General features: G+C 47.3%; 15 protein-coding genes. 12 read left to right on the top strand and 3 right to left on the bottom strand.

Features of this window, described 5'->3' with window-relative positions; all coding sequences use genetic code 11:
• Positions 1 to 32: 32 nt before the first annotated feature.
• Positions 33 to 1,457, bottom strand: a complete 1,425-nt coding sequence (locus ACXX53_RS14115; RefSeq protein ID WP_458569287.1) for an amino acid permease — start codon at positions 1,455 to 1,457, stop codon at positions 33 to 35.
• An 817-nt stretch (positions 1,458 to 2,274) separates the two neighbouring features.
• Between ACXX53_RS14115 and ACXX53_RS14110 the strand changes: the two genes are divergently transcribed.
• Positions 2,275 to 5,622: a GH36-type glycosyl hydrolase domain-containing protein gene (locus ACXX53_RS14110; RefSeq protein WP_458569286.1), complete on the top strand. Its 3,348-nt coding sequence runs from the start codon at positions 2,275 to 2,277 to the stop codon at positions 5,620 to 5,622.
• Between the two features lie 356 nt (positions 5,623 to 5,978).
• Here ACXX53_RS14110 and ACXX53_RS14105 read toward each other — a convergent pair whose 3' ends face one another.
• Both ACXX53_RS14105 and ACXX53_RS14100 read right to left on the bottom strand, forming a co-directional pair.
• On the bottom strand, positions 5,979 to 6,659 hold the full coding sequence (locus ACXX53_RS14105) for a hypothetical protein (RefSeq protein WP_458569285.1): 681 nt from the start codon (positions 6,657 to 6,659) through the stop codon (positions 5,979 to 5,981).
• Positions 6,660 to 6,684: 25 nt separating this feature from the next.
• Positions 6,685 to 7,515: an ATP-binding cassette domain-containing protein gene (locus ACXX53_RS14100; protein WP_458569284.1), complete on the bottom strand. Its 831-nt coding sequence runs from the start codon at positions 7,513 to 7,515 to the stop codon at positions 6,685 to 6,687.
• Positions 7,516 to 7,746: 231 nt separating this feature from the next.
• On the opposite strand from ACXX53_RS14100, the gene ACXX53_RS14095 reads away from it, so the two are divergent.
• From ACXX53_RS14095 to ACXX53_RS14045, 11 genes are all read left to right on the top strand, one after another.
• A complete protein-coding gene (locus tag ACXX53_RS14095; RefSeq protein WP_458569283.1) occupies positions 7,747 to 8,685 on the top strand; it encodes an AraC family transcriptional regulator in 939 nt (312 codons plus the stop codon).
• A gap of 414 nt (positions 8,686 to 9,099) precedes the next feature.
• Positions 9,100 to 10,482, top strand: a complete 1,383-nt coding sequence (locus ACXX53_RS14090) for an ABC transporter substrate-binding protein (RefSeq protein WP_458569282.1) — start codon at positions 9,100 to 9,102, stop codon at positions 10,480 to 10,482.
• Positions 10,483 to 10,590: 108 nt separating this feature from the next.
• Positions 10,591 to 13,449 carry an extracellular solute-binding protein gene (locus ACXX53_RS14085; RefSeq protein ID WP_458569281.1) on the top strand — a complete coding sequence of 953 codons (2,859 nt, stop codon included), beginning with the start codon at positions 10,591 to 10,593 and terminating at the stop codon, positions 13,447 to 13,449.
• A 12-nt stretch (positions 13,450 to 13,461) separates the two neighbouring features.
• Positions 13,462 to 14,409 carry a carbohydrate ABC transporter permease gene (locus tag ACXX53_RS14080; protein ID WP_458569280.1) on the top strand — a complete coding sequence of 316 codons (948 nt, stop codon included), beginning with the start codon at positions 13,462 to 13,464 and terminating at the stop codon, positions 14,407 to 14,409.
• Positions 14,410 to 14,411: 2 nt separating this feature from the next.
• The gene (locus ACXX53_RS14075) at positions 14,412 to 15,284 is read left to right on the top strand and encodes a carbohydrate ABC transporter permease (RefSeq protein WP_458569279.1); all 873 of its coding nucleotides are present in this window, start codon (positions 14,412 to 14,414) and stop codon (positions 15,282 to 15,284) included.
• A gap of 16 nt (positions 15,285 to 15,300) precedes the next feature.
• Positions 15,301 to 17,349 carry a YIP1 family protein gene (locus tag ACXX53_RS14070; protein ID WP_458569278.1) on the top strand — a complete coding sequence of 683 codons (2,049 nt, stop codon included), beginning with the start codon at positions 15,301 to 15,303 and terminating at the stop codon, positions 17,347 to 17,349.
• Between the two features lie 12 nt (positions 17,350 to 17,361).
• Positions 17,362 to 19,944, top strand: a complete 2,583-nt coding sequence (locus tag ACXX53_RS14065; protein ID WP_458569277.1) for a DUF5696 domain-containing protein — start codon at positions 17,362 to 17,364, stop codon at positions 19,942 to 19,944.
• A gap of 1 nt (position 19,945) precedes the next feature.
• Positions 19,946 to 20,854, top strand: a complete 909-nt coding sequence (locus tag ACXX53_RS14060) for a carbohydrate ABC transporter permease (protein WP_458569276.1) — start codon at positions 19,946 to 19,948, stop codon at positions 20,852 to 20,854.
• Positions 20,844 to 21,830 carry a carbohydrate ABC transporter permease gene (locus ACXX53_RS14055; RefSeq protein WP_458569275.1) on the top strand — a complete coding sequence of 329 codons (987 nt, stop codon included), beginning with the start codon at positions 20,844 to 20,846 and terminating at the stop codon, positions 21,828 to 21,830. Before ACXX53_RS14060 ends, ACXX53_RS14055 begins: the two co-directional genes overlap by 11 nt.
• A gap of 33 nt (positions 21,831 to 21,863) precedes the next feature.
• A complete protein-coding gene (locus ACXX53_RS14050; RefSeq protein ID WP_458569274.1) occupies positions 21,864 to 23,441 on the top strand; it encodes a DUF4855 domain-containing protein in 1,578 nt (525 codons plus the stop codon).
• A 16-nt stretch (positions 23,442 to 23,457) separates the two neighbouring features.
• Positions 23,458 to 24,534, top strand: coding sequence for a metallophosphoesterase family protein (locus ACXX53_RS14045; protein WP_458569273.1), 1,077 nt, complete (start codon positions 23,458 to 23,460; stop codon positions 24,532 to 24,534).
• Positions 24,535 to 24,545 lie beyond the last annotated feature (11 nt).

Here is a 24,545-nt window from a genome sequence, read left to right as displayed (position 1 = left end):
TATGGTTCAAAGTATCATGCTTGACGTTCGAATTAGCTGCGGTTACGTCTTGCGATCATTGGCAAGATGAGACCGAGACCAAGCAATACAAACGGAGTCACGACATTCAACGCGAGCTGGAAGTACCATTCACTCGTGAATGAAGGGACTTTAGGGAACATTCCCATAAGGCAAGCGAAAGCTGTGAATACAAAGCACCATAAGCCGATCGCGAAGCCAACTTTATTGTTTTTGACGAACTTATAATCAGAAACAAACTTATCAGACATCTTCATCAAGGCCATGAATGCCAAGAATACGAACAGGTAACGAATCGGCATAACGATAGAGTTCAAATCTAGCAGCCAGTTGAACAGTGTGTTCATGTTTTCGATACCAAACGCAGGTACCATAATCAGAATACCAACCAATATCGCTGTCATGATATAACCATTCACAGGCGTACCGCGCTCGTTTGTCTTAAGCAATGTGCGTGGAACATAGCGCTCATCCGCGTCAGACAGCAACACTTTGAGCGGCGCATCGATCGAGAATGCCAACGCCGAGATTTGCGCCAACGTATTAGCCAGAGCGTATACAATCATCAATGAATTGCCGATGCCGTAGTATTCACCAAGAGTTTGGAACGCATAGTATTGTCCATTCATCTTCAAGTCGGCTGGAATATTGTTCGAGTCGAACATTATTCCCATTGCGAATGATCCGAGCAGCGCACATACCGCGACCATAATTGCTAATATGAGCATACCGCGCGGGAATTCCTTGGACGCATTATGTGTATTATTGACATAAGGCGAGATCTTCTCTGCTCCGCCAACTGCGAACACAAGCATGGACAAGGTCGTGAAGTATGCAAAGTTGAAATCAGGAATGAAGGATGATACCGACATATCCGCAGTAGCCACTTGAACACCTGTGAGCGCTGGCGCTGTGACCGCGAGTGCAATGTACAAGAGCGACATCACGAAGATCGAGATACCTGCTATCGTACCGATACGCTTCAACGAGGATATACCGCGTGATGCGATCCACAAGAAGGCCAGGAAGATAATCAAAGTGATGGTTTGCAGCGTTATCGTAGAGAATTCTTTAACGAGTGTCCCCTCACCAGTAATTGCCCAACCAAGTGCGATAATGATAGATTGAGGCTTCTGAGCCAAATACGGGATATGTACAACCCAGTAAGTCCATGCCGCAAAGTAGGCGATGTTAGCGCCCATCGTTTCCTTAATCCAGCTGCTGACGCCGCCCTTGCCATCTTTGAAGGTGGATCCGAGCTGACCAACCATTAACGCATACGGTATAAAGTAGAGTGCGATGATTAATATCCACGAAGTAATTACGGCCAGACCTTGGTTCGCATAGTTGTTGACAACATTGCCGAATCCCCATACGGACACGAAGGCCATTAGTGCGATATTATACCATCGCAGCTTTTTAGCTTCTTTGTCATTCATTGATATACAAGCTTCCTTTCTTTTGCAAAGTCTAGATGTAATATTTCGTCAGGTACACGCATGTGTCGAAGTTTCGCATACTTAGCAGAACGTGATCTGCCTTGCGGGCCTGTCCTGTATGTCTGCTATTCCTGATGAAATGCGGTCTTTTCTACTGTTTAGGTGCAACTATAATAGTATACAAATTCCTGTTTTGTAATCCTAGAGGTAAAACTAGCCACCCCCTTGACAAACATCCATTTCGACCACTCAGTAAGGACTTTAGTTAAGTTTTGTTTTGTATAGGTGGACAACTGTCCTTCGTCCATGATAGTAAAATAAGGAACTTTTGGGAGGAACACTATCATTTTGGTGTAAGATTCGAATCAATTGAGTTGAAACGTTTCACAAAGGTTAAAAGACCTAAATCATGGTGCGGTTAAGGAGTGTGTGAATGTTTAGAAGGGCGTTCTATGCCGCTATTTAACCGCATATAAGTGTAATGTTTCAATTTTTGACCTTAGGAAAACTAAATTTCTATCTAGCATTGAACATATTAATTACAATAAAAACGCATTTATAGCAATAGTTGACTATAAAATGAAAGAACATTATAATTCCAATTAGGACAGTTGAAACGTTTCGCCAATGTTTATCAGTATGTCAGCATGGGCGTCCGCAAGGTGAACCTGTTGTTTGGCCGTTGAAGGAATTGAAAGCGTTTTACACAATCGGGCTGAAGTCAGGAGAATGCCTTAAGGTATCGTTCACTCTGAACTGCGAGGAAGTACAAGAGCTTCGAATCACATTGATGGAGTAGAGAAAGAGAGGGAACATCATGACAACGACGACAAGAGATCTGATTCCGATTCAAGCAGGCAACATAACGTTTACGTTTATGGAGAGCGGAGATATCCGCGATATTATGCATGGCGACATGATGGTGAACCAAGTGATATCCAATCCGCTTGACGGATCCATGAACAATATCTACTTGCGCATTCACCGCGACGGCAGCATTCATGTTGTACCGATGGTGGGCATACGTTCTAAGAGTGAAGTGCGGTTTACGGACTCCCAGGTGATATGGGAAGGTGAAGCAGAAGGGATCAGGTATACGGTCACATTTACACTTACACAGCACGGCATCTGGTTCTGGGACGTTGCGATCAACGGCGACGGCGAGATCGTGGACGTTATCTATGGACAGGATATCGGTCTCGCGAATAAAGGCGCCGTTCGTAATAATGAATCGTATGTAGCCCAATATGTTGACCATGCCGTGTATGAACACGAGCAGCGCGGGTACGCAGTCTGCTCCCGTCAGAATCAACCGCAGTCCACTGGATTCCCGTATATGCAGCAGGGTGCACTGACGAAAGTGGTCGGTTATTCGACGGATGGATTCCAATTTTTCGGATTGTCTTACAAGGAAACGAATGAGCCCGAAGCATTGACTCGGGATACACTGAATAATGAAGTGTACCAATATGAGTTCGCTTATACAGCACTGCAGTCGGAGCGAATTCGTCTACATAGTTCGGCACGATTCGTATTTTATGGGCTGATCAAGCCGGATCACCCGTTGGCAATTGCATCGTTGGAGTATGGACAAGAAGTGCTGCACGCGTGGGAGCAGGTGGACGCACAGCCAGCAGCTGCGGGTCAAAGTGTGGACAAGGTAACCCTGGCAGCGCACATCGGAGCGCCATTGCGTACGGAAGCGTTGACCTCGCAAGACCTGAACCGTTATTTCCCGAGGCGCTGCCAAGAGGAATGGGAAGGCGAAGAGCTGCTGTCCTTCTTCACAGAAACGCATGAACATGTCGTGCTGAAGGCGAAGGAGCTGCGGGTTGAACGGCCGCACGGTCACATCCTTATGACAGGACACAACGACCGTCTGAATGAGCAGGTTCTTACCACTACTTCATATATGTACGGTTTATTCAATGCTCAAGTGGTGGTTGGAAACACCTCATTCAACAAATGGATGTCCAATGCCCGCAACGCTCTCAATGTGATGAAGACGTCAGGACAGCGTATTTATGTGGAACAGCACGGCACATACCGATTGCTGACGATGCCGTCCATGTTCGAGATGGGCTTCAACTATGCCCGCTGGTACTACAAGACGGAGGACGATATGCTCGTTGTTACCAACTTCACGGCGTTGGATACACCAGAATTGCAGCTGCACGTCCGTTCCGAGAGCGGCATATCGTACCGATTTATCGTAACGAATCAGATCACGATGAACAGCAATGAATACGATGTGCCGTATCAGTTGGACCAGAAAGGCTCGGTTCTGTCGTTCCATGCGGATGCCTCATCGGAGAGCGGCGGCACGCTGCCGCATCTGTGCTATCGCATGGACATTGCTGGTGCGGATGGGACCGTTGCTGACGAAACCGTATTGGCCAATCACGTGCAGTCGGGATCGGCATCGCTAGTTGTGCTCCAATTGAGTGCGAGCCATGAATGGAAGCTGATGATGCAAGGGCTGCTTAAGGGGGAGCATCAGCCGATTCGGGAGCTGGATGCGGAGACTGAAATTTCCCGTTATCGCGCTTTCTATAAGGACGTCATGAATGGCTTCCATTTATCACACCGCGATAGGGAGAAGCAGTCTGAGCTTGATAAGTTCAATTCGCTCGCCTGGTGGTATACCCATAACATGCTGGTTCATTACTCCGTTCCGCACGGACTCGAACAGTATAGCGGAGCCGCATGGGGTACTCGCGACGTCTGCCAAGGACCGACGGAATACTTTATGGCGACGCAGAAATATGATCAAGTACGGGAAATTATCAAGACCGTGTTTGCACATCAATTTGAGGACGATGGGAACTGGCCGCAATGGTTCATGTTCGACCATTATTGGCGGATACAGCAGAACGAGAGCCACGGAGACATTATCGTCTGGCCGCTTAAGGTACTGAGTGATTATGTTCGCGTGACCGGCGACTATAGCATCCTGCAAGAAGAGGTGCCGTATTCGAAGCGGGGAGGCCTCGGCTTTACCGAGACGAACGCAACTTTGCTGGAGCACGCCAACAAGGAGATCGAATATATCAAGCAGCATTTTCTGCACGATACGCATTTGTCTTCGTATGGGGACGGGGATTGGGATGATACGCTCCAGCCTGCTAATGCGAAGCTGAAACAATATATGGCGAGCAGCTGGACCGTGGCGCTGACGTATCAAGTATTCAATCAATTGTCCGAAGCTCTGGTGAACTACGACGAAGCGGTCGCGGCTGAGATAAGGAAACTGGCATCGGGTATCCGTGAAGACTTTAACCGCTATATGCTGCCGACCGGCGTCATTCCGGGATTCGTCTATATGGAGGAACCGGGACAAGCGGAGCTGATGGTGCATCCTACAGATACGAAGACGGGCATTCAATACCGTCTCCTTCCGATGACTCGCAGCATGATTAGCGAGCTGCTCACGGAGGAGCAGGCGGAAGATCATTATCAGCTGATTAAGCGAGAATTGTTCTGCCCGGACGGAGTTCGCCTGATGAATCGGCCAGCCCATTATGAGGGCGGCGTCAGCACGCACTTCAAGCGAGCGGAGCAGGCAGCCAACTTCGGACGGGAAATCGGCTTGCAATACGTTCATGCCCACATCCGCTATATAGAAGCAATGGCTAAGCTGGGCAAAGTGGACGAGGTGTGGAACGGGCTGCATATCATCAATCCGGTCGGACTTCGGGATGCTGTTCCGAATGCCGAGCTTAGACAAAGAAATGCCTACTTCAGCAGCTCAGACGGTAAGTTCAACACCCGTTACGAGGCCCAGAGCCGATTTGGCGAGCTGCGTGAGGGGAGCGTACCCGTCAAGGGCGGTTGGAGAATATATTCGAGCGGCCCAGGAATTTATATGAATCAGCTCATTTCGAATTGCCTTGGAATACGACAAGAGGGCGGCGATCTCGTCATCGATCCGGTGCTGCCGCGGGAGCTAGAGGGATTGCAGTTCCAATTCACGTTTATGGGACATCCCGTTCAATTCGAATATCATCTTGCAGAGCAAGCTGACAGAGGTATCACGATTAACGGGCAAGAAGCCGCTTCGTTCGAAACGGCGAACCGCTACCGTCAGGGCGGCATGCGTATTAAGCGTCATGAGTTGGATGCGCTTCTGACCGATGGACTGAATGTGATTGCTATTTATATGTAAGAACAGGTGGGGCTGTCCCAATAGTAGATTTTTTCTACCTGGGAAAGCCCCCTGTTTTTCGACTCGCCGATGCGGTTGTGGCGTCTGAGACGTCACTTTTTAACGCCTCAGCCCTCACATGAGCTGGGGCGGACACACGAGCCGCTATTTGCAGCAAACACCACTAATTCGCCATACTAGCGGACAGTAGAGCCGTTATTTGACCCGAATAAGCCGTTTAGTGCTAGTTTTGAAGCAAATAGCGTCATCTGTGTCCGTTCAAGCACGGGTCATACGACCTTGCAGTCACTGTATGTGCTATCGGATAAAAAGAACGCTGATCCAGTCTCATCGACTAGGTGAGCGGTTTCTGCGCCTTACATTCTATTCTTCATCAATCGAGCATACACCACGATCAAGATTACGGCATACAGAAGCGGATAGACGAAGAAGAAGAGTCCTTGCAAACTTGAGTAAGTCTCCATATTCGCCATATATTGAACGATTGGATAGACGGGCGGAAGCAGCCATTGGATGAAAGACCATCCACTCGGTAATAAGTGAAGAATGGCTCCTTGCCCAAGGGATACGATAAGTATAATGATGATGCAGCCCAGTGCAGTGCCTGTATTCGCAACTAGCCTGGAATTGAACAAGGCGGCAATAGCTGTGCCTAGCAGCGCGAATTCCATATGAGCAATCCAACCCATACTGAGATTGGATATAGTTACTTCTCCGTCGAGTTTGTTAAAGAGCAGCGGATACAAGACTGCAAATAGGCTAAGAAGGAAACTGACAAGTAAACTAGCAGCTATTTTACATAATAGATACTTCTTAACGCTTCCAATCTGAAGAATGGTAATGTGCTCTTGTACGGAATCCTCTGTCTCAAAGAAACTATAGTTCACCCATGCCGATATGAAGAGGAGCAACACTGCAGTTACGGTCAGACTGTCCAAGATCGGATTCGGTTGTATCGAATATTGAAACATCACCCACATGAGAAACAGTGCGCACGGCGGGAAATAACGATTAGAACGCGCATAGTTGCGCAGCAAATAACGAATCGTTGGAACTGGCAGTTTAATCGCTCTCCTTCCATACCTCGATAATCTGACAATCTCGATCTATCAACTGACGCAGGATCAGATTGCTATGCTGCTGCTTCACTTGAATGTTGATCTTCTCACTGCTTTCATACATAAGCTCATAACCTTGCAAGTTCTCATTCCAATTAGGATTCTTAGGTATAAATGAAATATGGTACATCGCCGAAGTATCTTCATAGATATGTACAGCCTCTTCAACGCCTTCTCCATCTTGAATACGGATGATTCGATCCGCGATCCCTGAGATTATTTCCGGCTCATGGCTGGCGATCACCATCGTGACTCCGCGCTCTTTCAAGCCTTGCAGATGCATGATCATATCTTGCTGGGACAGCAGATCTAAGCCCGACAGCGGTTCGTCTAGCAGAAGCAAGTCAGGAGTGCTCAACAGAGCTTGAATGACGTTGATCTTCTGCAGCATTCCCTTGGAATAGTGCCCCATCCGTTGATGCTTAGCATTCATCATATGAAAGTAGCTTAGCAACTCGTCGATCCTTTGCTCCAATGCGGGTTGCGAGATTCCTTGAATGCTCCCCATAGAGGTCAAGTATTCTGCAGCTGTTAATCGTTGCTTTGGAAAGCGGTCTGGCACATAACCGATCCGTCTATTCTGAAAGCTTCCTTGCCATTCTATCTTCCCCTGTGTAGGTGAAGTCAGTCCTGTTAAGATCCGCAATAACGTACTCTTGCCACAGCCATTACGTCCGATTAAGGCCATAACTTGTCCAGGTTCAATGGAGAATGAGATCTGCTTTAAGATGATGTGGTTACCATATTGTTTGCTTAGTGTATGTACAGATAGCATTTTGACTCACGTCCCCTTATGTAAATTCCAGCTTCATCAACTATTAGTATAAATGATTAAAAGATAGAAGTTTAATGATAGGTATAAATTATGGTAATATATTGATTATTAGGATAAGTCTATTTCATACACATTTTAAACCGTTCGTATTCTTGAACGGTTTTTTAATAATATATGAAGTTATAGGTTCCTCGAAGCTGAATATCATCTCTATTATAAGCGAAGGAGCGAATGTCATTGAATGCTCAATGGATGAACATAGATATTGAAGAGCTAACGCGTGTGGGATATGTCTACTTCAACTCTGAGATGGAAATGCTGAACAATCTATCGTGCAAAATGTATAAGATTACGCTTCGACAAAGCTTATGGACTCACTTCCATGACTATTTTCAGATCTGGTATGTGGCCAAAGGTGAATTTACGCATACGGTAAATAATCAAGAGTATAAGATGGTGAAAGGCACTATATCGGTTGTTCCACCGTTTACATTACACAGCGTTTATATTGCTCCAGAACAAGATGTCGAGATTCTAGCATGTGAGTTCATGCCGTCGTTTATCAATGAGCGATTAGAAGAGATGCCTGTTGATCCGTCTTTTTTTGATATGGGATTTTTGAGAAATTTTCTGCATATGGAGAGCGGTATACGATATAAAATTGCAGTAGAGGACACAATGGAGGAGACAATTGAACATGTGATGAAGGAGATGCTTGCTGAATATGAGCGGCGTTCTCCCTTCTTCGAGTTGATGCTAAAAGCTAATTTACTGCGTTTATTAACGATATTAATTCGTCAGGTGAATGGGGAATTGGTCAAGGCTGGATTCGAGAAAACGGAAAAATACAAGGACACAATGAATAAAGTAGTCGAATATGTTCATCAGAATTATCATGAAGACTTAAAGCTGGAAACCGTCTGCTCAATCGCGATGCTGTCGAGGTCGACGATGTGCAATTTGTTTAAACAATGGACGGGCAAGACGTTCAACCGCTATGTAACCGACCTTCGAATTCGAAATGCAACCATACTGCTAAAACAGCCAGAATTAACAGTAACGGAGGTATGTTATTCTGCGGGCTTTAATGATCTGCCCTATTTTTGCAGAATATTCAAAAAATACACGGGGCTTTCTCCGGCTTACTATCGAAAGCAAGCCATACGATAACAAGATGCAATATCGTACGATAATCCAATTTTTTTATACAATAGTGAAATGAAAAAAATTACATCCATGTTACTATGATTGTTAAGCGCTTACAAAAACGATAACCATCAGAGTAACAAGGGTGTTTTTTTTATAGTATTTTGGAGGATATATTCAATATCACTCTCAATTTCGAAAGAAATTATTCTACAAAATTAACAATTTTCCTTATTTTTCATATTTTTTTACATGTATAATGGATGTTTTTGGTAGTAAATTGAAGGAGTTAGTCTTTAGGACTGAACCGCTTGAAAGGGGGGATGCTGCTCATGATGCTTTATTGGATACGGTATAATTTCACACCCATGTATAGAGCCCAAGCCGTATCTGTGTGATGGTTGAATGTCAGCATATCAAATTGGGAGGTTGGGATTTGTGATTAAAAAAGCGAAGCGGTTTTCCGTACTATCCATTGTGTTAGTGATGATGTTAGTGACAGCCTGTTCCGGAGGTGGCGGTGAGAAGCCAGTAGATCAGGCTGGAGGCAACGATAATAAGCCTGCAGTGGAGAACAATAATAAGCAGCCGGATCCGCAACCAGAACCACCTAAAGAAGTAGTCATCGACATGAAAGGCAAGCCAATCCGCGTTATGTCTTGGGGATTTCCTTTCGGTGAAGCGGGCTCAGAATTAGGTGAGAAGAAGATCGCGCTGGAAAAGGAAATGTCAACCAAGTACAACACGAAATTTGAACATGTTCAAGCAACTTGGAATGACATTGGCGATAAAGTTGTGACCTCGGTAATGGCAGGCGAACCAATTGCTGATATCTTTTTGATTGAAACCAATCGTGCGATTCCTGCAATGGTAAAGAACGATATGTTGACACCAATCAGTGATTTCTTGGATGTAAATGATCCGAAGTGGCCTACGAAAATGAAAGATATTGGCGGCTATAACGGTAAAGCATACGGTTTCACAACAAGTCTTGGCGGAGGCTCAGGCATATACTACAACCGCGGCCTCATTAAGAAGGAAGGGCTGGAAGATCCACAAGAGCTAATGGAGAAGGGCCAATGGAATTGGGATTCCTTCCTCAACATTGCGAAGAAGGTAACGAAAGATACAAACGGTGATGGTCAGCTTGATCAATACGGCATAGCCCTCGATGCGAACAGCTTTACTCGTGCTTTGATAGCTTCGAATGGAGCGGACATAACAAAGTTCGTAGACGGCAAACTTGTTTATGACGGTGAAAATCCCGAGGCTATGGAAGCGCTTCACTTCTTTAACGACTTGTACCAAGTTCATAAGGTTGTTAAGCCTAATAAAGACGGCAACTGGGATGATTATATCAATTCCTTTAATACAGGCAATATCGCGATGCGCTATGGCGAGTTCTGGGAAGGTGAAGGCATCAAAAACAGTATCGGTGATGATTACGGCTTTATTTTCTACCCTAAAGGACCAAAAGCTAAAGATTACGTGTACTCCACAGATGCTGTAGGCATGTGGTGGGTGCCTAAGGGCGCTAATCAGGATGCAGTAAAGCTGTTTATTGATTATTTGTTCGAAACCGCACCTCCAGCAGGTGAAGTAGACGCTTGGGTAGAAGCGCAGTTCGCTGATGAGAAGAGCTTACAAAATAGTATCAAAATGGCCGATTATATTAATTTGGTATCTTGGGGCGGTATTCCAGACTTTGGAGCTACAATCAGACAAACATGGAACGACATCGGTGCAGGAAAAGAGACTCCTGAAACAGGTATGGCGAAGGTTAAACCTGTATTGGAAGGCTTGATAAAAGCGGCAGAATAACAAGGTTGTAAATCGGATCGAATGGGCGGGCGGAGCGGACATGGTACCTCATGTTGGTTCCGCTCCGGTTTATTAGAGCCTTTTTGCTGACACCAAAGGGGGATATGCATGAGAGCTAGAGTTATTAGCAACCGTGTGATATTCGTCGTCCTAGCGATACTGCTCTTTTCAGTATTGCTGCTTGGAAACTATAGCTCTGCTGAGGAAGAAGAAGTAAAGCAGAAGTCAGACGGCGACGCTAGCATTGCACTAACGGATCCGCGATCATATGCCGCTTATGAGGATCGATTCAAGAATGAGGCGCGTCCTGAGGCGACTATTCGACTTGAAGGAGAGCAGTATAAGAGCTCTGCAGAGATGACTCCTAAACCAATGAGTATGGACGGTACAAATGGGGTACTTACTGATGAAATTGGTGAAATAAGCTGGGAGTTTGATGTCAAAGAGAGCGGCTTGTATGATATCGCGCTTCGTTATTATCCAGTGGCGGGAAGAAATGAATCCATTGAGAGAAAGCTGCTCATCGACGGAGAGTCGCCGTTTAAAGAGGCGGATCGTATGTTATTCCCTCGTATCTGGGGCAATAAGCAAGATTCCATCAAGCAGGATATGAATGGAAACGATCTTCGTCCATCGCAGGTAGAGAAGCCGGCATGGCGCGATATGAAGCTTCAGGATAGTGATGGCTATGTAGATGAGCCATTTTCTTTCTATTTTACTGCAGGAAAGCATGTTCTAACCCTGAAGTCGGAACGAGAGCCCATGCTTATTGATTACATTGAGATTCAGAAGTCGGAGCCAGTGCTGACATATGCGGAATGGGAGCAGGTCTTTACTGATAAAGGATACGAGAAGAAACAAGGCATACAGCTGAAGATACAAGGTGAACAGCCGATCTATACATCGAGCCCGACATTGTATCCAACATCAGATCGATCCAGCCCTGCAACTGAGCCTTATGATGTCGGTGCCATCCGGCTGAACACGATCGGCGGAAACAATTGGCGTATGCCTGGTCAGTCGATTACATGGGGCATTGAAGCACCGGAGGATGGTCTGTACAAGATCGCCATTAAGTATAGACAGAACCTCGTTAAGTCTCAAAATGTTCCTCGCAGGCTGACGATTGATGGCAAGGTGCCATTCAAGGAAGCAAGTCAGGTCATATTTGAGCCAAGTTCCGGTTGGGAGATGATGGAGGTCGGCGGCGAGGAAGAGCCGTATTGGTTCTACCTCGAGAAGGGCATGCATCAGCTGACGCTTGAAGTGACACTGGGCGACATGAAGCCTCTTCTGAGTCAAGTGGAATCATCGATTCTAGAGCTTAACAAGCTGTATCGCCAGATCATCATGATTACGGGGGCTTCACCAGACCCTTATCGCGATTATCAGATGACGAAACGGATACCGGATCTGCAAGAGCAATTCCAGATGCATGCAGATAAGCTCCATGCTATCGTCACTGAGTTGGAGAGAATGTCTGGAGGACTTGGCGAACGAACAGCTGTCATCCAGACCTTCCAGTTTCAATTGAGCGAGCTGGCCAGGGATCCGGAGTCTATCGTGAATCGCATAGGTTCATTTAAGAACAATATCGTTGCTTTAGGTACATGGATCTTGACTGCGAAGGAGCTGCCGCTGGAAGTTGATTATCTTCTATTGACTTCTGACGGTACCGAGCTGCCTGATCCGGAAGCTGCTTGGTATGAAAAGGTATGGCACGAAAGCAAGTCATTCGTCTATTCCTTCTTTACCGATTACAGCAGTGTGGGATCGAGTGCGGCAAGCGATGATGCAGTGGAAGTATGGATCACGGGAGGACGAGATCAGGCGCAGGTTATCAAGACGATGATCGAGACAGAGTTCACGCCGAAGTCGGGAATTGCGGTCAATTTGCAGCTTGTTGATCCATCTGTCATGCTTCCTGCCACGTTAGCAGGCTCGGGTCCGGACGTAGCCCTTATGCACGGTGAGGTAGTCAACTTTGCTATACGGGATGCAATCATAGATCTCTCGCAGTTCGATACCTTTGAACAGGTGAAATCACGCTTCCATCCAGAAGCTTTCGTTCCGCTCCAATTTAACGGCGGTATCTATGCGATCCCTGAACAGCAGACATTCCCGATGCTGTTTTATCGCAAGGACGTGCTGGATGAGCTCGGAGTCGAGATGCCTGAGACCTGGGAAGATATGTACGATTTGATCCCTGTGTTGAACAAGCATCATATGAATATCGGATTGACACCGCAATTGACCATGGATACGCTCCTCTTCCAGAACGGCGGCAGCTATTATGAGGGTGACGGGATTAAGTCGGCGCTGGATTCGGAAGAAGCGATGCAGGCGTTTAAGCAGTGGACGGATCTATACCGGAATTACAAGGCACCGCAAACCTTTGACTTCCTTAACCGCTTCCGTGTCGGTGAGATGCCGATCGGTATTGCCGATTACACAACCTATAATTCGTTGGCTGTATTCGCGCCTGAGATTCGAGGACTATGGGGCTTTATGCCGATACCCGGCTATAAGGACAGTGATGGTAAGATTCATCGAGAAACCGTAACGAGTACAAAAGGTTCTGTAATGTTCAAATCGGCGAAAAACAAGGAGCAGGCATGGCAATTCATCGACTGGTGGACTAGCAAGGAAGCACAGCTAGCCTACGGAAGGGAGATGGAGGCGATACTGGGAGCTTCGGGACGATATCCGACAGCAAATCTGGAAGCGCTTCAAGAGCTTCCATGGCCTGTTAAGGATATCAACGCATTAATGGATCAGATGGAGTGGGTGCGCGGTGTGCCGGATGTGCCGGGAGCATATTCGACGCAGCGTCATTTGAACAATGCCTATTTCAAAGTGTTGAACCACGGATCGAATCCGCGCGAGACATTGAAGGACTATGTGCGAATCATTAATCAGGAAATCACGGTTAAACGGCGGGAATTTGGTCTGCCGATCGCTGAATAGGGGTCGAGAAATATGAACATGGTTCAACCAAAAGCAGAAGCCAAGCGTCGCGGTCTGAAGTTAAGAACAGGCAAGCTGCTTCATCAGATGAGATTGAACCGGCAATCTTACTTCATGCTGGCGCCGTATTTTTTAATCTTTTTCACGTTCACTGTATTTCCGGTATTAATGTCCATGCTGCTTAGCTTCACTGACTTTAATATGCTTCAATTTCCCGATTGGGTTGGGCTTCAGAACTATGCTCGGCTGTTTATAACGGATGAAGTATTTCTGATCGCTATTAAAAATACGATCATACTCGCGACCATTACCGGACCGGTCAGCTACATTGCCTGCTTCATACTGGCATGGCTCATAAACGAGCTGTCTCCAAAAGTGCGCGCGTTCGTAACGCTCGTTTTTTATGCGCCATCCTTGTCAGGCAGCGCCTTTATCGTATGGAAGCTGCTCTTTTCAGACGATTCGTACGGCTATATCAACGCGTTTCTATTGGAGAATCGTTTTATATCGGATCCTATCTTGTGGTCGACAAGAACAGATTTAATATTGCCGCTTCTAATTATCGTCCAGTTGTGGCTTAGCTTAGGAACGAGCTTTCTCGCATTCATCGCCGGTCTGCAAGGTATGGATAAGACACTGTATGAAGCGGGAGCAGTTGACGGTATTCGCAATCGCTGGCAGGAATTGTGGTATATTACTCTGCCATCCATGAGACCGCAGCTTATGTTCGGAGCGGTCATTCAGATTACAGCTTCCTTCGCCATCTCGGAAGTATCCAAGCAAATCGCGGGCTTCCCGAGCATTCAGTATGCCGGCCATACGATTGTAACGCATCTAGATGATTACGGCGGCATTCGTTTCGAGATGGGCTACGCATCCGCAATCGCTACTGTACTGTTTGTGATTATGCTCAGCTCGAACCTGATCGTTCAAAAATTGCTGCGGAAAGTCGGTGAATAACGATGAAATTACTTCGATTTCGCCGAAAGCGCCTTAACCGTTCTATGCCTGTAGATATTTTGTTGTTCCTGCTGCTGTCTGCAGTTGGAGTGTTTATGGCGATGCCGCTAGTCTTTGTGATTAGCAACGCGTTTAAGCCGATCGATGAGATCTTTATATTCCCGCCGAAGTTTTTCGTCCGTTATCCGACTTTGAAAAATTTCGAGGATCTCTATCATCTGCTGGCAGCGTTCTGGGTCCCCTATACACGGTATATATTCAATACCGTTTTTATCGCAGTTGTTGGAACAGCGGGGCATGTTATTCTCGCTTCGCTTGCCGCTTATCCGCTCGCGAAGAAGCAATTTCCAGGCAAGAAAGTGCTGTTTACGTTCGTTGTACTATCGCTCATGTTCTCTGCGAACGTTACAGCGATTCCGAACTACATGACGATGTCTTGGCTCGGATTTCTGGATAGCTATTGGGCTGTCATTATCCCGGCCTTCGGTTCCTCGCTCGGACTATTTCTCATGAAGCAGTTTATGGAACAGATGATTCCGGACAGTGTGCTTGAAGCTGCGAGAATCGACGGAGGCAGCGAAGTGAGAATCTTCTGGAAGATTGTGATGCCCATGGTCAAGCCGGCTTGGATGACGCTCATCATCTTCTCCTTTCAAGGGCTGTGGGGAAGCGGAGGTTCAGGCAAGGTGTACATCTACAGTGAACAATTGAAGACGATTGACTATGCGCTAGGTCAGATATTGTCGGGGGGGATCGTCAGAACGGGACCTTCTATGGCGGCGACACTGCTTATGATTTCAGTGCCGATTGTCCTCTTCCTCATTACACAGAGCAATGTCATTCAGACGATGTCTACCTCTGGAATGAAGGATTGAAAGGTGGGACGACTCAATGAAACGGTTATGGAAATTGGTCTTTACTATGCTCATCCTTACGTTGCCGTTCGGTTCTGTGGTCTCGTCCGCTCCCTACTACGGCTATCAGTATACGAGCTATGGAGAAGCAGCTCCGGCTCCTCTGCCGTATCTGCCAGATACCGTTATTTACGGTAAGGATACAGGTGCCGGAGAGTTTAAAAGTCCAGAGGATCTGTTTGTAGGGCCGGATGGGGCAGTTTATGTCGCGGATACAGGCAATAACCGCATCGTGGTCTTGAATGAGCAATGGAAGCAAACTCGCATCATCGATTCCTTTATGAATAATGGCAGCAAGGATACATTCAACCAGCCGCGTGGAGTGTTCGTGAATGGACTGAACCATATTTATGTCGCGGATACGAGCAATAACAGGGTCGTTATTCTGGATGAACAGGGTAAGCTGATTCGTATCGTGAATGCACCGGAAGCTGATGTGGTAAGGGAAGATTTTAAATTGGTACCAACCAAGCTGACTTCCGATCGAGCAGGCCGATTATTCGTTATTAGCCAGGGTGTATATGACGGGATCGTGGAATACGATGCCAACGGCGTCTTCACTGGCTTTACTGGAAGAAATGATGTCAAATTCAATGCGGCCGATATGCTCTGGAAGCGATTTTCGACCGACGCGCAGCGTGAGCAGATGGCATTGTTCATTCCGATTGAATTCAACAACTTAGACATTGACAAGGATGGCTTCATCTATGCAACGACGTCGGAGAACAGCATAAAGACCAAGATGGTAAAGCGTTTGAATCCATCTGGTATCGATGTGCTGCGGGAAGACAACAACTTCCCGGTTATTGGTGATTACCGCAATACGAAGGCAGGCAGTATTCAGGGAAGCTCAACCTTCGTATCCATTTCCGTATATGAAAATGGGATATATGCAGCGCTTGACTCCAAACGAGGCAGGGTGTTTGTATATGACGATGATGGTAATCCGCTGTTCCAATTCGGTCAGGTCGGGGATAAGTTAGGTAACTTTCGCGCCCCTGTCGCGGTGGAATGGGCCGGCAAAAACGTGCTGGTTCTCGACCAGGCGCTGAGTCGAATTACGGTATTCACACCTACTCGGTACGGCAGCCTGCTGCTGGATGCCTCTTCAGCTTATCAAGAGGGCCGCGAGAAAGATGCGGCGCAGCTATGGACGGAAGTATCTAAGCTGAACAATAACCTGGAGCTGGCGCATGTCGGTATCGGTAAGGCGCAGTTGGAGGCCGGCGATAGCAAAGAGGCTATAGAAAGCTTTAAAACAGGGATGTCCTTCCCTTATTATTCCCGTGCTTTCGGCATGTATCGCAAGGAATTTATGTGGGAGAACTTTGCCTACATCGCTATAGGTGTCGTGCTGTTTATCGCGGCTGCTCTATTCGCGAGGAAGCGGCTGCCGCGTTTGACGGCTGAGGACGGAGGTCCGATCAGACTGGCATTCCGCACATGCATAAGGCCGTTCTCCATGTTCTGGGACCTCAAGTATGAGAAGAAAGGCAAAGTGTGGGTGGCTCTCGGCATTGTTGCCGGTTTAGCCTTCATGAATGTGATGCGAGCCTTCTATTCCGGCTTTCTTATATACGGTGACTCCGGCCAATATATGAACAGCCTGCAGGAAGCCGCTTTTATCATCATCCCATTCCTCGTTTGGTGTATTGCCAACTGGTCCTTAACGACGTTAATGGACGGTGAAGGCACCTTTAAGGATATCGTGATCGCTACTGGCTACTCGATGCTGCCGCTGCTCGTGGTATCCGTGATTCAACTGGTTTTCAGTTGGTTCCTTACAATAGATGAGATAGCCTTCTATTTAATGTTTGAATCGATCGCCACGCTATGGTTTATCGGCTTGCTGTTTGTCGGCACGATGACAGCGCACCAATATACACCGCTCAAAACAGTCATCACGATGCTGCTTACGATTGTCGTGATTGGAATTATCATCTTCTTGACGTTATTGTTCTTCAGCTTGGTACAGCAGTTGGTCATATTCGCGACAACAGTCTATAGGGAATTGTCATTACGTTAACGAGGTGGAGCCATGAACAAACGAATAATCCTCATAGTTGCCGCGGTGTCGGCATGTCTCCTGCTTCTGGTCATATGGCTGCTGTTCGAACGGAATGACGACAGCTATCAACAGGCCATGGCGGCTGCTGAACAGCGGATGTCCGCAGACCTTGCCTCGGTGAGCGCCATGTCGGATGAGGCAAAGGCTGATTGGAAGCCCGATCCTAAAGCTGCGCCGGCAGGCTTTACGAAGGAAGCTGAGACAAAGCAGTTAGTCTTGTATATGAACCGGGAGACGACAGAGATTGCCATCAAGAATAAGGATAGCGGCAAGATATGGCGTTCTAACCCGGAGGGACGCGAGAATGACCCGATTGCCTCGGGAGCTAATAAGAAGCAGCTGTCCGCACTCTTCAGCGTCACCACTACAACAAAGAATGGTCAGCCTGTGGAAATGAACAGCTTCTCGGACAGTGTCGAGGCAGGTCAAGTGAAGTTGGAAAGTATCCAAGACGGCGTGAAGGCGACCTATACCATCGGAGTGATGGGGCGCGGCTTGGATTCAATCCCCATGGTGATTAGCAAGAGTCGGATGGAGGAGAAGATTCTTAACAAGCTGACAGATACGAAGAAGCAATCGGAGATCAAGAAGCGTTTCAAGTACGATGAGGCAACTGAAACGTACACGCGCAGAGAAATAAGCTCGGTTGCGATCAATTCGGTATTGGCGATTCTAGACGAGGCCGGATATACCGAGGAAGACCTTGCTTATGATTTAGCTGAGAACGGTGCTGAAGGAGGAAGTTCGAAAGAGTTTGCGCAGTATGAGCTTCCGGTTGAATTCAAGCTCGCCGGTGATCGTCTGAACGTTCGGATCAACAGCGCCGACATTAAACAGCTTGGGTCATTGCCGATTCAAACGATAACGGTGATGGAAATGTTCGGGGCGGCGGACAGCAAACAGTCGGGATATATGTTTGTGCCGGATGGCTCAGGCGCGCTCATTCACAATAACAACGGCAAGACCGCTTCTCCGGCTTATATCGCGCCTGTATATGGTGTTGATCAAGCCATTATGCCAACGGAACAGCTGAATGTGCTGGAACCGATACGGATGCCGGTATATGGCATGAAGCAAGGGGACGATGCTTGGCTTGCGATCATCGAGAAGGGGGATGCGATAGCTACTATCAAGGCGGATGTAAGCGGCCGACTCCACGATTACAATATCGTGGCTCCGCGCTTTACGTTGAAGAGCCAAGACAACCTGGTTATTACCGGTGCGGGTAAATCAACCTCCAACGTTGTTAGTCAGACGCATCCATATCAGGGGGACCTTATAGTCAGCTATGGTTTCCTTCATGGCGAGAAAGCGAATTATGCCGGGATGGCCGAGATGTACCGCAATTATCTGGTTGATCGCCATGGCTTGACTCCATTGGAGCCGCAGCCGAACACACCTTTCACACTGGAATTGGTTGGCGGAACAGAGACATTCAGATCATTTCTCGGTGTTCCTTATGACGCGGTGGAAGGTTTGACGACATATGATCAAGCGTTGGATATTATCACTCAGCTGCAGGATAAGCAGATCGATGCGATAAAGCTTCGATACAGCGGCTGGTTCAACGGAGGGCTCTTTCACTCCGCTCCAGGTAAGGTAGATTTTGATGGAGCCGTAGGCAGTGCAAAGGAATTCAACCGATTCGTACAGGAGGCGTCTAAGCGCAATGTCAGCGTGTATCCTGATGCGGCGTTTAATCGGATCTATAAGGAGGGAGCTGGTTTCAGCTCATCCAAGGATACGATCAAGTACATGTCGCAGCTGCCAGCTTCAGTCTATGATGTTGATATGCCAACCTTTTTGCACATAAAAGATTTGTTCTCTTATTACCCGCTTGCTGAGCATCGGCTTCCAGATCTGATGGAATCATTCACGAAGCAGATGAGCAAGACTGCTGTCACAGGATTGTCCTTCCGCGATCTGGGAGAAGACTTGAACTCCAACTTTGATAACAGCAGACCTGCGACACGTCAACATAACGCTGCAATCGTAGAAATGGAGCTGGAGAAAGCGAAGCAGTCATTTCCAGATCTGATGGTTAGCGGAGGAAATGCGTACACGCTTCCGTATGTGAAGGCGGTTGTCAACGCGCCTAACGGCAACAACGGCATCAACATCACAGATGAAGCCGTTCCTTTCTATCAACTGGTTCTGCATGGCTACGTGGATATCTCCGCCGCACCATTTAATGAAGCGTTGGATCAGTCGAGTCGGATGAATGTACTGAAGGCAATTGAAACCGGCAGCAACGTGTATTATCGCTGGATATATGAGAAGGGTACAGATCTGACGAAGACGACCGCCAATATGCTGTATGCGAATCATTATCAAAATTGGATCGATGAAGCAGTTCAAACCTATCAAGAAGTCAACGAGGCCTTAAAAGGGGTGCGGCATATGACGATAACCGGACATTCAGAACTGTCGGATCGTGTGTATTGTACCACCTATGAGGACGGCACTAAAATTTACGTGAATTATAACGAATGGCCTGTTTCCGTCGATGGCATATCGATAGATGGACTGGGCTATAAGGTAGGAGGAAACTGACATGCGTAAATCTCGCCTAACTTTATCGCGCAAGAAGGCAATGATGGGCATGCTGTTCGTCCTGCCCTGGTTCCTTGGCTTCGTATTCTTATTTACAGTTCCTCTGCTCCAATCCCTTCAGTACAGCTTCAGCAATCTGAAGATGGGGGAGACGGGGCTGTCGCTGAATCCCATAGGCTGGGCTAACTATATTGAAGTCTTTACCGTTCATCCGACGTTCAATCGAGTGCTGTATGAGTCGGTAATTAATATGGTGATCAATGTACCCTTGATTATCTTTTTCAGCTTATTCATAGCTACGATATTGAACCAGAAGTTCAGAGGACGCTCGTTTGCGCGCGCAATCTTCTTCCTGCCGGTCATTATCTCAACAGGACTAATATCAAGTCTGGATTGGGCGGATTTCATGGGCCAAGCCGCACAGGGAAGCTCGATTGCGGATAGTGCAAGCGGAACGCTGACAGCTTTGAAGAATTTCGAGCTGGAGCGAATTCTGTTCCAGATGGGCGTCCCCTCTGGATTGATCCACTATCTCTCAGATGCGGTTAACCGCATCTACCAGATCATCAGTGCTTCTGGTGTGCAGATCATCATCTTTTTAGCAGGGCTTCAATCCATATCACCGTCATTGTATGAGGCTTCGCGGATTGAAGGAGCGACGGCGTACGAGAATTTCTGGAAAATTACGTTTCCGCAAATGACACCGCTCATCCTGACAAACACCATCTATTCGATCATTGACTCTTTCTTGAATAGCCCGATGTCAGGCTTGTTGAAGACCACATCCTTTAGGCTTTACAACTTTGGATTGAGCGCGGCCATGTCCTGGGTTTATTTCCTTACTATACTGGTGCTCCTTGGCTTGTTTACACTCATTATTTCAAAGAGGGTGTTCTACTATGATTCGTAAGCAAGAGTTCTCTGTCACCGAGAAGGTCGAACAGGCTGCGGAATCAGTTCACAGACATTTACCGGCAGTGTCGAATAAGAGCAAAGAATGGCTGTGGAAGATATTCCGCACCGTGCTCCTAGTTGGAATCAGCTACGTTATCCTTTATCCCATTCTTCTCAAAATATCGATTGCGTTTCGGGGACAAGAGGATATGTTTGATCAGACGATCTTCTGGTTCCCTAAGCATGTGTCATTCGATAACTTCATCTACGTTATGGAGAAGATGAATTATTGGGGGTCGCTGATGAACACGCTCTTCATAGCGGCTATGGCGGCTATTCTGCAAACCATTTCATGTGCGCTGGCGGGCTACGGATTTGCGCGTTTGAAATTTTGGGGATCCAGCGTTCTGTTTGTGATGGTCATCTTCACGATTATCGTGCCGCCGCAAACGATTATGGTTCCTACTTATTTGCATTATCGCTATTTCGATTTATTAGGACTAGTCGAATTGCTGACCGGTAAGCCTGAGCTTAATCTGCTCAATACACAGTGGCCGTTTATCTTGTCGTACCTGACAGCGACTGGTCTTAAGAACGGACTTTATATTTTTATATTCCGCCAGTTCTTCCGGTCTCTGCCGAATGAGCTGGAAGAAGCGTCCCTAGTAGATGGAGCGGGACCTTTCAGAACATTCAGAAGCGTTATGCTGCCGAATGCGGTGCCAGCTATCGTAACCGTCGTGCTGTTCTCGTTTGTATGGCAGTATAGCGATACCTATTACGTATCCATGTTCTTAACGGAATCATCCGTGTTGTCCATGCAATTGTCAGCTCTGCCAGGTACGCTTGGCTTAAACAGCTCTGAGCCTATTCTGAACTCGTACCGACTCAATGCGGGTATTGTATTGGTCATTATCCCATTGATCATCTTCTACCTGCTGCTGCAGAAGAAGTTTGTCGAGAGCGTAGAACGTTCAGGTATTGTTGGATAGAAAGGGACGTAAGACTTCTAAGAGGATGAAGGGATGATAAAAATGCTACAACGCAATCTAGCGGCTGGCTTGCCCTATCAATTAGATTCGGTGCGAGGAGCGGCGATCCTGGAGCAAACGCTATTGACGGACGGACAACGGGCGGAACTGGACCCGGATGATCCACGGTGGGTTCGCTTCTCAGAAGGGACTACACACGGAATCATCCTTGACTTTGGTGACGAGAAATCGATTGAGCGTGTTGCAATCCGGTTCTTGCAGTATACGGATAAGAAGGTGTTTTTCCCGGCTACCGTATCCGTATTTGCATCCGCGGACGGACAGGAATGGGAGCTTGCCGCTCACATTCCTACCCGGAAGCCAATGTGGCATGCCGGTCCGCCGCATGACCAGCTCTACGTATGGGACGGTAAAGCGGATGGCCTGCGTACGGGAGATAAGGAAGCGAAGTCCTTCGCGGCACGATACTTGAAGGTAACTCTTACAGCCGATCTCAATCTCATGGCTAGTGAGCTGGAGGTATGGGGAACAGACGCGGTTACGGATGAAACGGGCAGAACAGAATCGTATCTGTCCGGGTATATGGCTCCGGGAGAACATACGGCTGGCATCCATGACCTGGTGCTGCTCTACAATGGACATTATTCCAACGGCAATGGAGTATGGACGAAGGATAACATCATCCCTTATATCAGCTATGTCGATGAACAGGGCAAGTCTGTCGATTGGATGTTTGACGGCGTGTTATATCTTGGATTGTTGAGTCCTTCCGGACTCAGCTTTGAAACGGGAACCGCGGTGATCGAGACGGAATGGAAATGGTATCTCAATAAAACCTTTGGTGATGACGGTGATCTTCATCAATTGAATGAAGCGGTGAAAGAGACGGCTGCACAGCTAGAGCAATCGGATAAACGTATGAAAGTCGTACTCATGCTGCCTAACCCAGGCACGCTTAGCTCCTCGTTCGAGATTAAGGATGGCCAATTAGCCGCTTATGATGGCGGTCCGCTCAGTGTGGCGGAAGAGCTTGCCATGAAGAAGATGCTGATGCGCTGGTATATGGATCAACTCATGACCAGATGGAGCTCGAAGGGCTACGATCATTTGGAACTTTCAGGCATCTATTGGCTGAGCGAAGGCGTAAGTGTTGACATCCCGCAGGAAGATAGCCTGATCCGCTATATGAGTGAGCTCGTGCATGAACAGGGCCTGCATTTCTTCTGGATTCCATTTTTCTACGGCTTACGCAGCTTTGACTGGAGAGAGCTGGGATTCGATGCTGTCGTATTGCAGCCGAATCACTTCTTTAACGGTACGAAGGAAGAGCGTATAGAAGATACGGCTTATTTGGCCCAGCTATATGGAGTAGGCGTCGAGATGGAATGCGATGAAAGGATGAATGAGGATCCCGCATATCGCCGCAGGTATATAGAGTACCTGAACGGAGGCGTTAAGTACGGCTATATGACGAATACCTTGAGAGGGTATTATCAAGGGAACACTTCATTGCTGGACAGCGCTCGCAGCACGAATCCTGAGCACAGAGAGCTATACGATTGGACTTATCAATTTATAAAGGGCGTATATGAGATCCAGGAGCTAGAGTAAGATGGGAGTGGATTAGATGAGTACAATGCCGGCGTATTATACGGAAATGATTGAACATGCGTTGCAAAAGACAGCCGCCAAGCAAAACGATCAATTGTTGAACTTCATCTTTATTACCGACCCGCATCATACCCTCGGCGGCAACCAGTTATATGCGGCGCAAGCGATTCAGCGTCTTGCGGAGACACTTCCTCTAGATTTTATCGTATGCGGAGGGGACTTAAGCATAAATGGGGGTAAGGATGCGGTAGTCGCCGCGCAGAAGGAAATCTTGGGCTGTTTGGGTGGCACCCCCGTACCATTACTAACCGTCAACGGCAATCATGACGATAATTCCATCATTGATTGTATGAACAAGTCGAACAGTACGGAGAATGTCATCTTTCCTTCCGAATTGTACGAATACGGGTTTCGCCAATTAGAAGGCCGAGCGACGTTCGATACGGGCAATGAATTTGGCTTGTATTATTACATGGACATTCCATCCAAGAGAACGCGTGTCATCGTGCTTAATTGCATTGATATTCCGTATGTGACGACACCTGAAGGCGCATTGACATATCATGGTCAATGGGATTATCTCTTCTCCAACAGACAGCTGAACTGGGTTGCGAATAAGGCGCTTGATTTTAGCAGCATGCCTGACCGGGAACAGTGGCATGTACTCATCTTTTCACATGTCTCATTGGTGCTGGACGATGTGTACGGAAGTGATATCGGCGTTACGAATGGCGAGGCCATGTGGGATCTCATACGCGCCTTCCATGACGGGGTTCCGTATACGTCCGCATCGACTGGCGGGAATGAAGATTTTGCATACGACATCGCCGTTGATTTCACAGAGCAAGGCTCTATGAAGGTGATCGCCAGCATGTTCGGACATGTTCATTACGACCAATCGATAGAGAGAGACGGAATGAAGATGATCTCGACGAATAATGCCTATACACATAAGGAGTTCGAAATTTCACCAGAGAGGATAGAGGGGACGGCTTCGGAAACCGTGTTCGACATTATCACAGTCGATCTAGCCAGCTCCGAAATGGTTCTGGTGCGTGTAGGTGCCGGCGAGGACAGGATCATTCACTTTTAGAAGAATACGGA

The sequence above is a fragment of the Paenibacillus marinisediminis genome (assembly GCF_054343325.1).
The sequence above is the reverse complement of the archived record's forward strand: the minus strand, read 5'-3'. Positions and strand labels throughout refer to the sequence as shown.

Coding starts and splice junctions, on each gene's coding strand:
- ACXX53_RS14095 (WP_458569283.1), top strand. CDS start 7,747: ATGTCATTGAATGCTCAATGGATGAACATAGATATTGAAGAGCTAACG.
- ACXX53_RS14055 (WP_458569275.1), top strand. CDS start 20,844: ATGATTCGTAAGCAAGAGTTCTCTGTCACCGAGAAGGTCGAACAGGCT.
- ACXX53_RS14045 (WP_458569273.1), top strand. CDS start 23,458: ATGAGTACAATGCCGGCGTATTATACGGAAATGATTGAACATGCGTTG.
- ACXX53_RS14080 (WP_458569280.1), top strand. CDS start 13,462: ATGAACATGGTTCAACCAAAAGCAGAAGCCAAGCGTCGCGGTCTGAAG.
- ACXX53_RS14100 (WP_458569284.1), bottom strand. CDS start 7,515: ATGCTATCTGTACATACACTAAGCAAACAATATGGTAACCACATCATC.
- ACXX53_RS14115 (WP_458569287.1), bottom strand. CDS start 1,457: ATGAATGACAAAGAAGCTAAAAAGCTGCGATGGTATAATATCGCACTA.
- ACXX53_RS14110 (WP_458569286.1), top strand. CDS start 2,275: ATGACAACGACGACAAGAGATCTGATTCCGATTCAAGCAGGCAACATA.
- ACXX53_RS14070 (WP_458569278.1), top strand. CDS start 15,301: ATGAAACGGTTATGGAAATTGGTCTTTACTATGCTCATCCTTACGTTG.
- ACXX53_RS14060 (WP_458569276.1), top strand. CDS start 19,946: ATGCGTAAATCTCGCCTAACTTTATCGCGCAAGAAGGCAATGATGGGC.
- ACXX53_RS14050 (WP_458569274.1), top strand. CDS start 21,864: ATGATAAAAATGCTACAACGCAATCTAGCGGCTGGCTTGCCCTATCAA.
- ACXX53_RS14085 (WP_458569281.1), top strand. CDS start 10,591: ATGAGAGCTAGAGTTATTAGCAACCGTGTGATATTCGTCGTCCTAGCG.
- ACXX53_RS14065 (WP_458569277.1), top strand. CDS start 17,362: ATGAACAAACGAATAATCCTCATAGTTGCCGCGGTGTCGGCATGTCTC.
- ACXX53_RS14075 (WP_458569279.1), top strand. CDS start 14,412: ATGAAATTACTTCGATTTCGCCGAAAGCGCCTTAACCGTTCTATGCCT.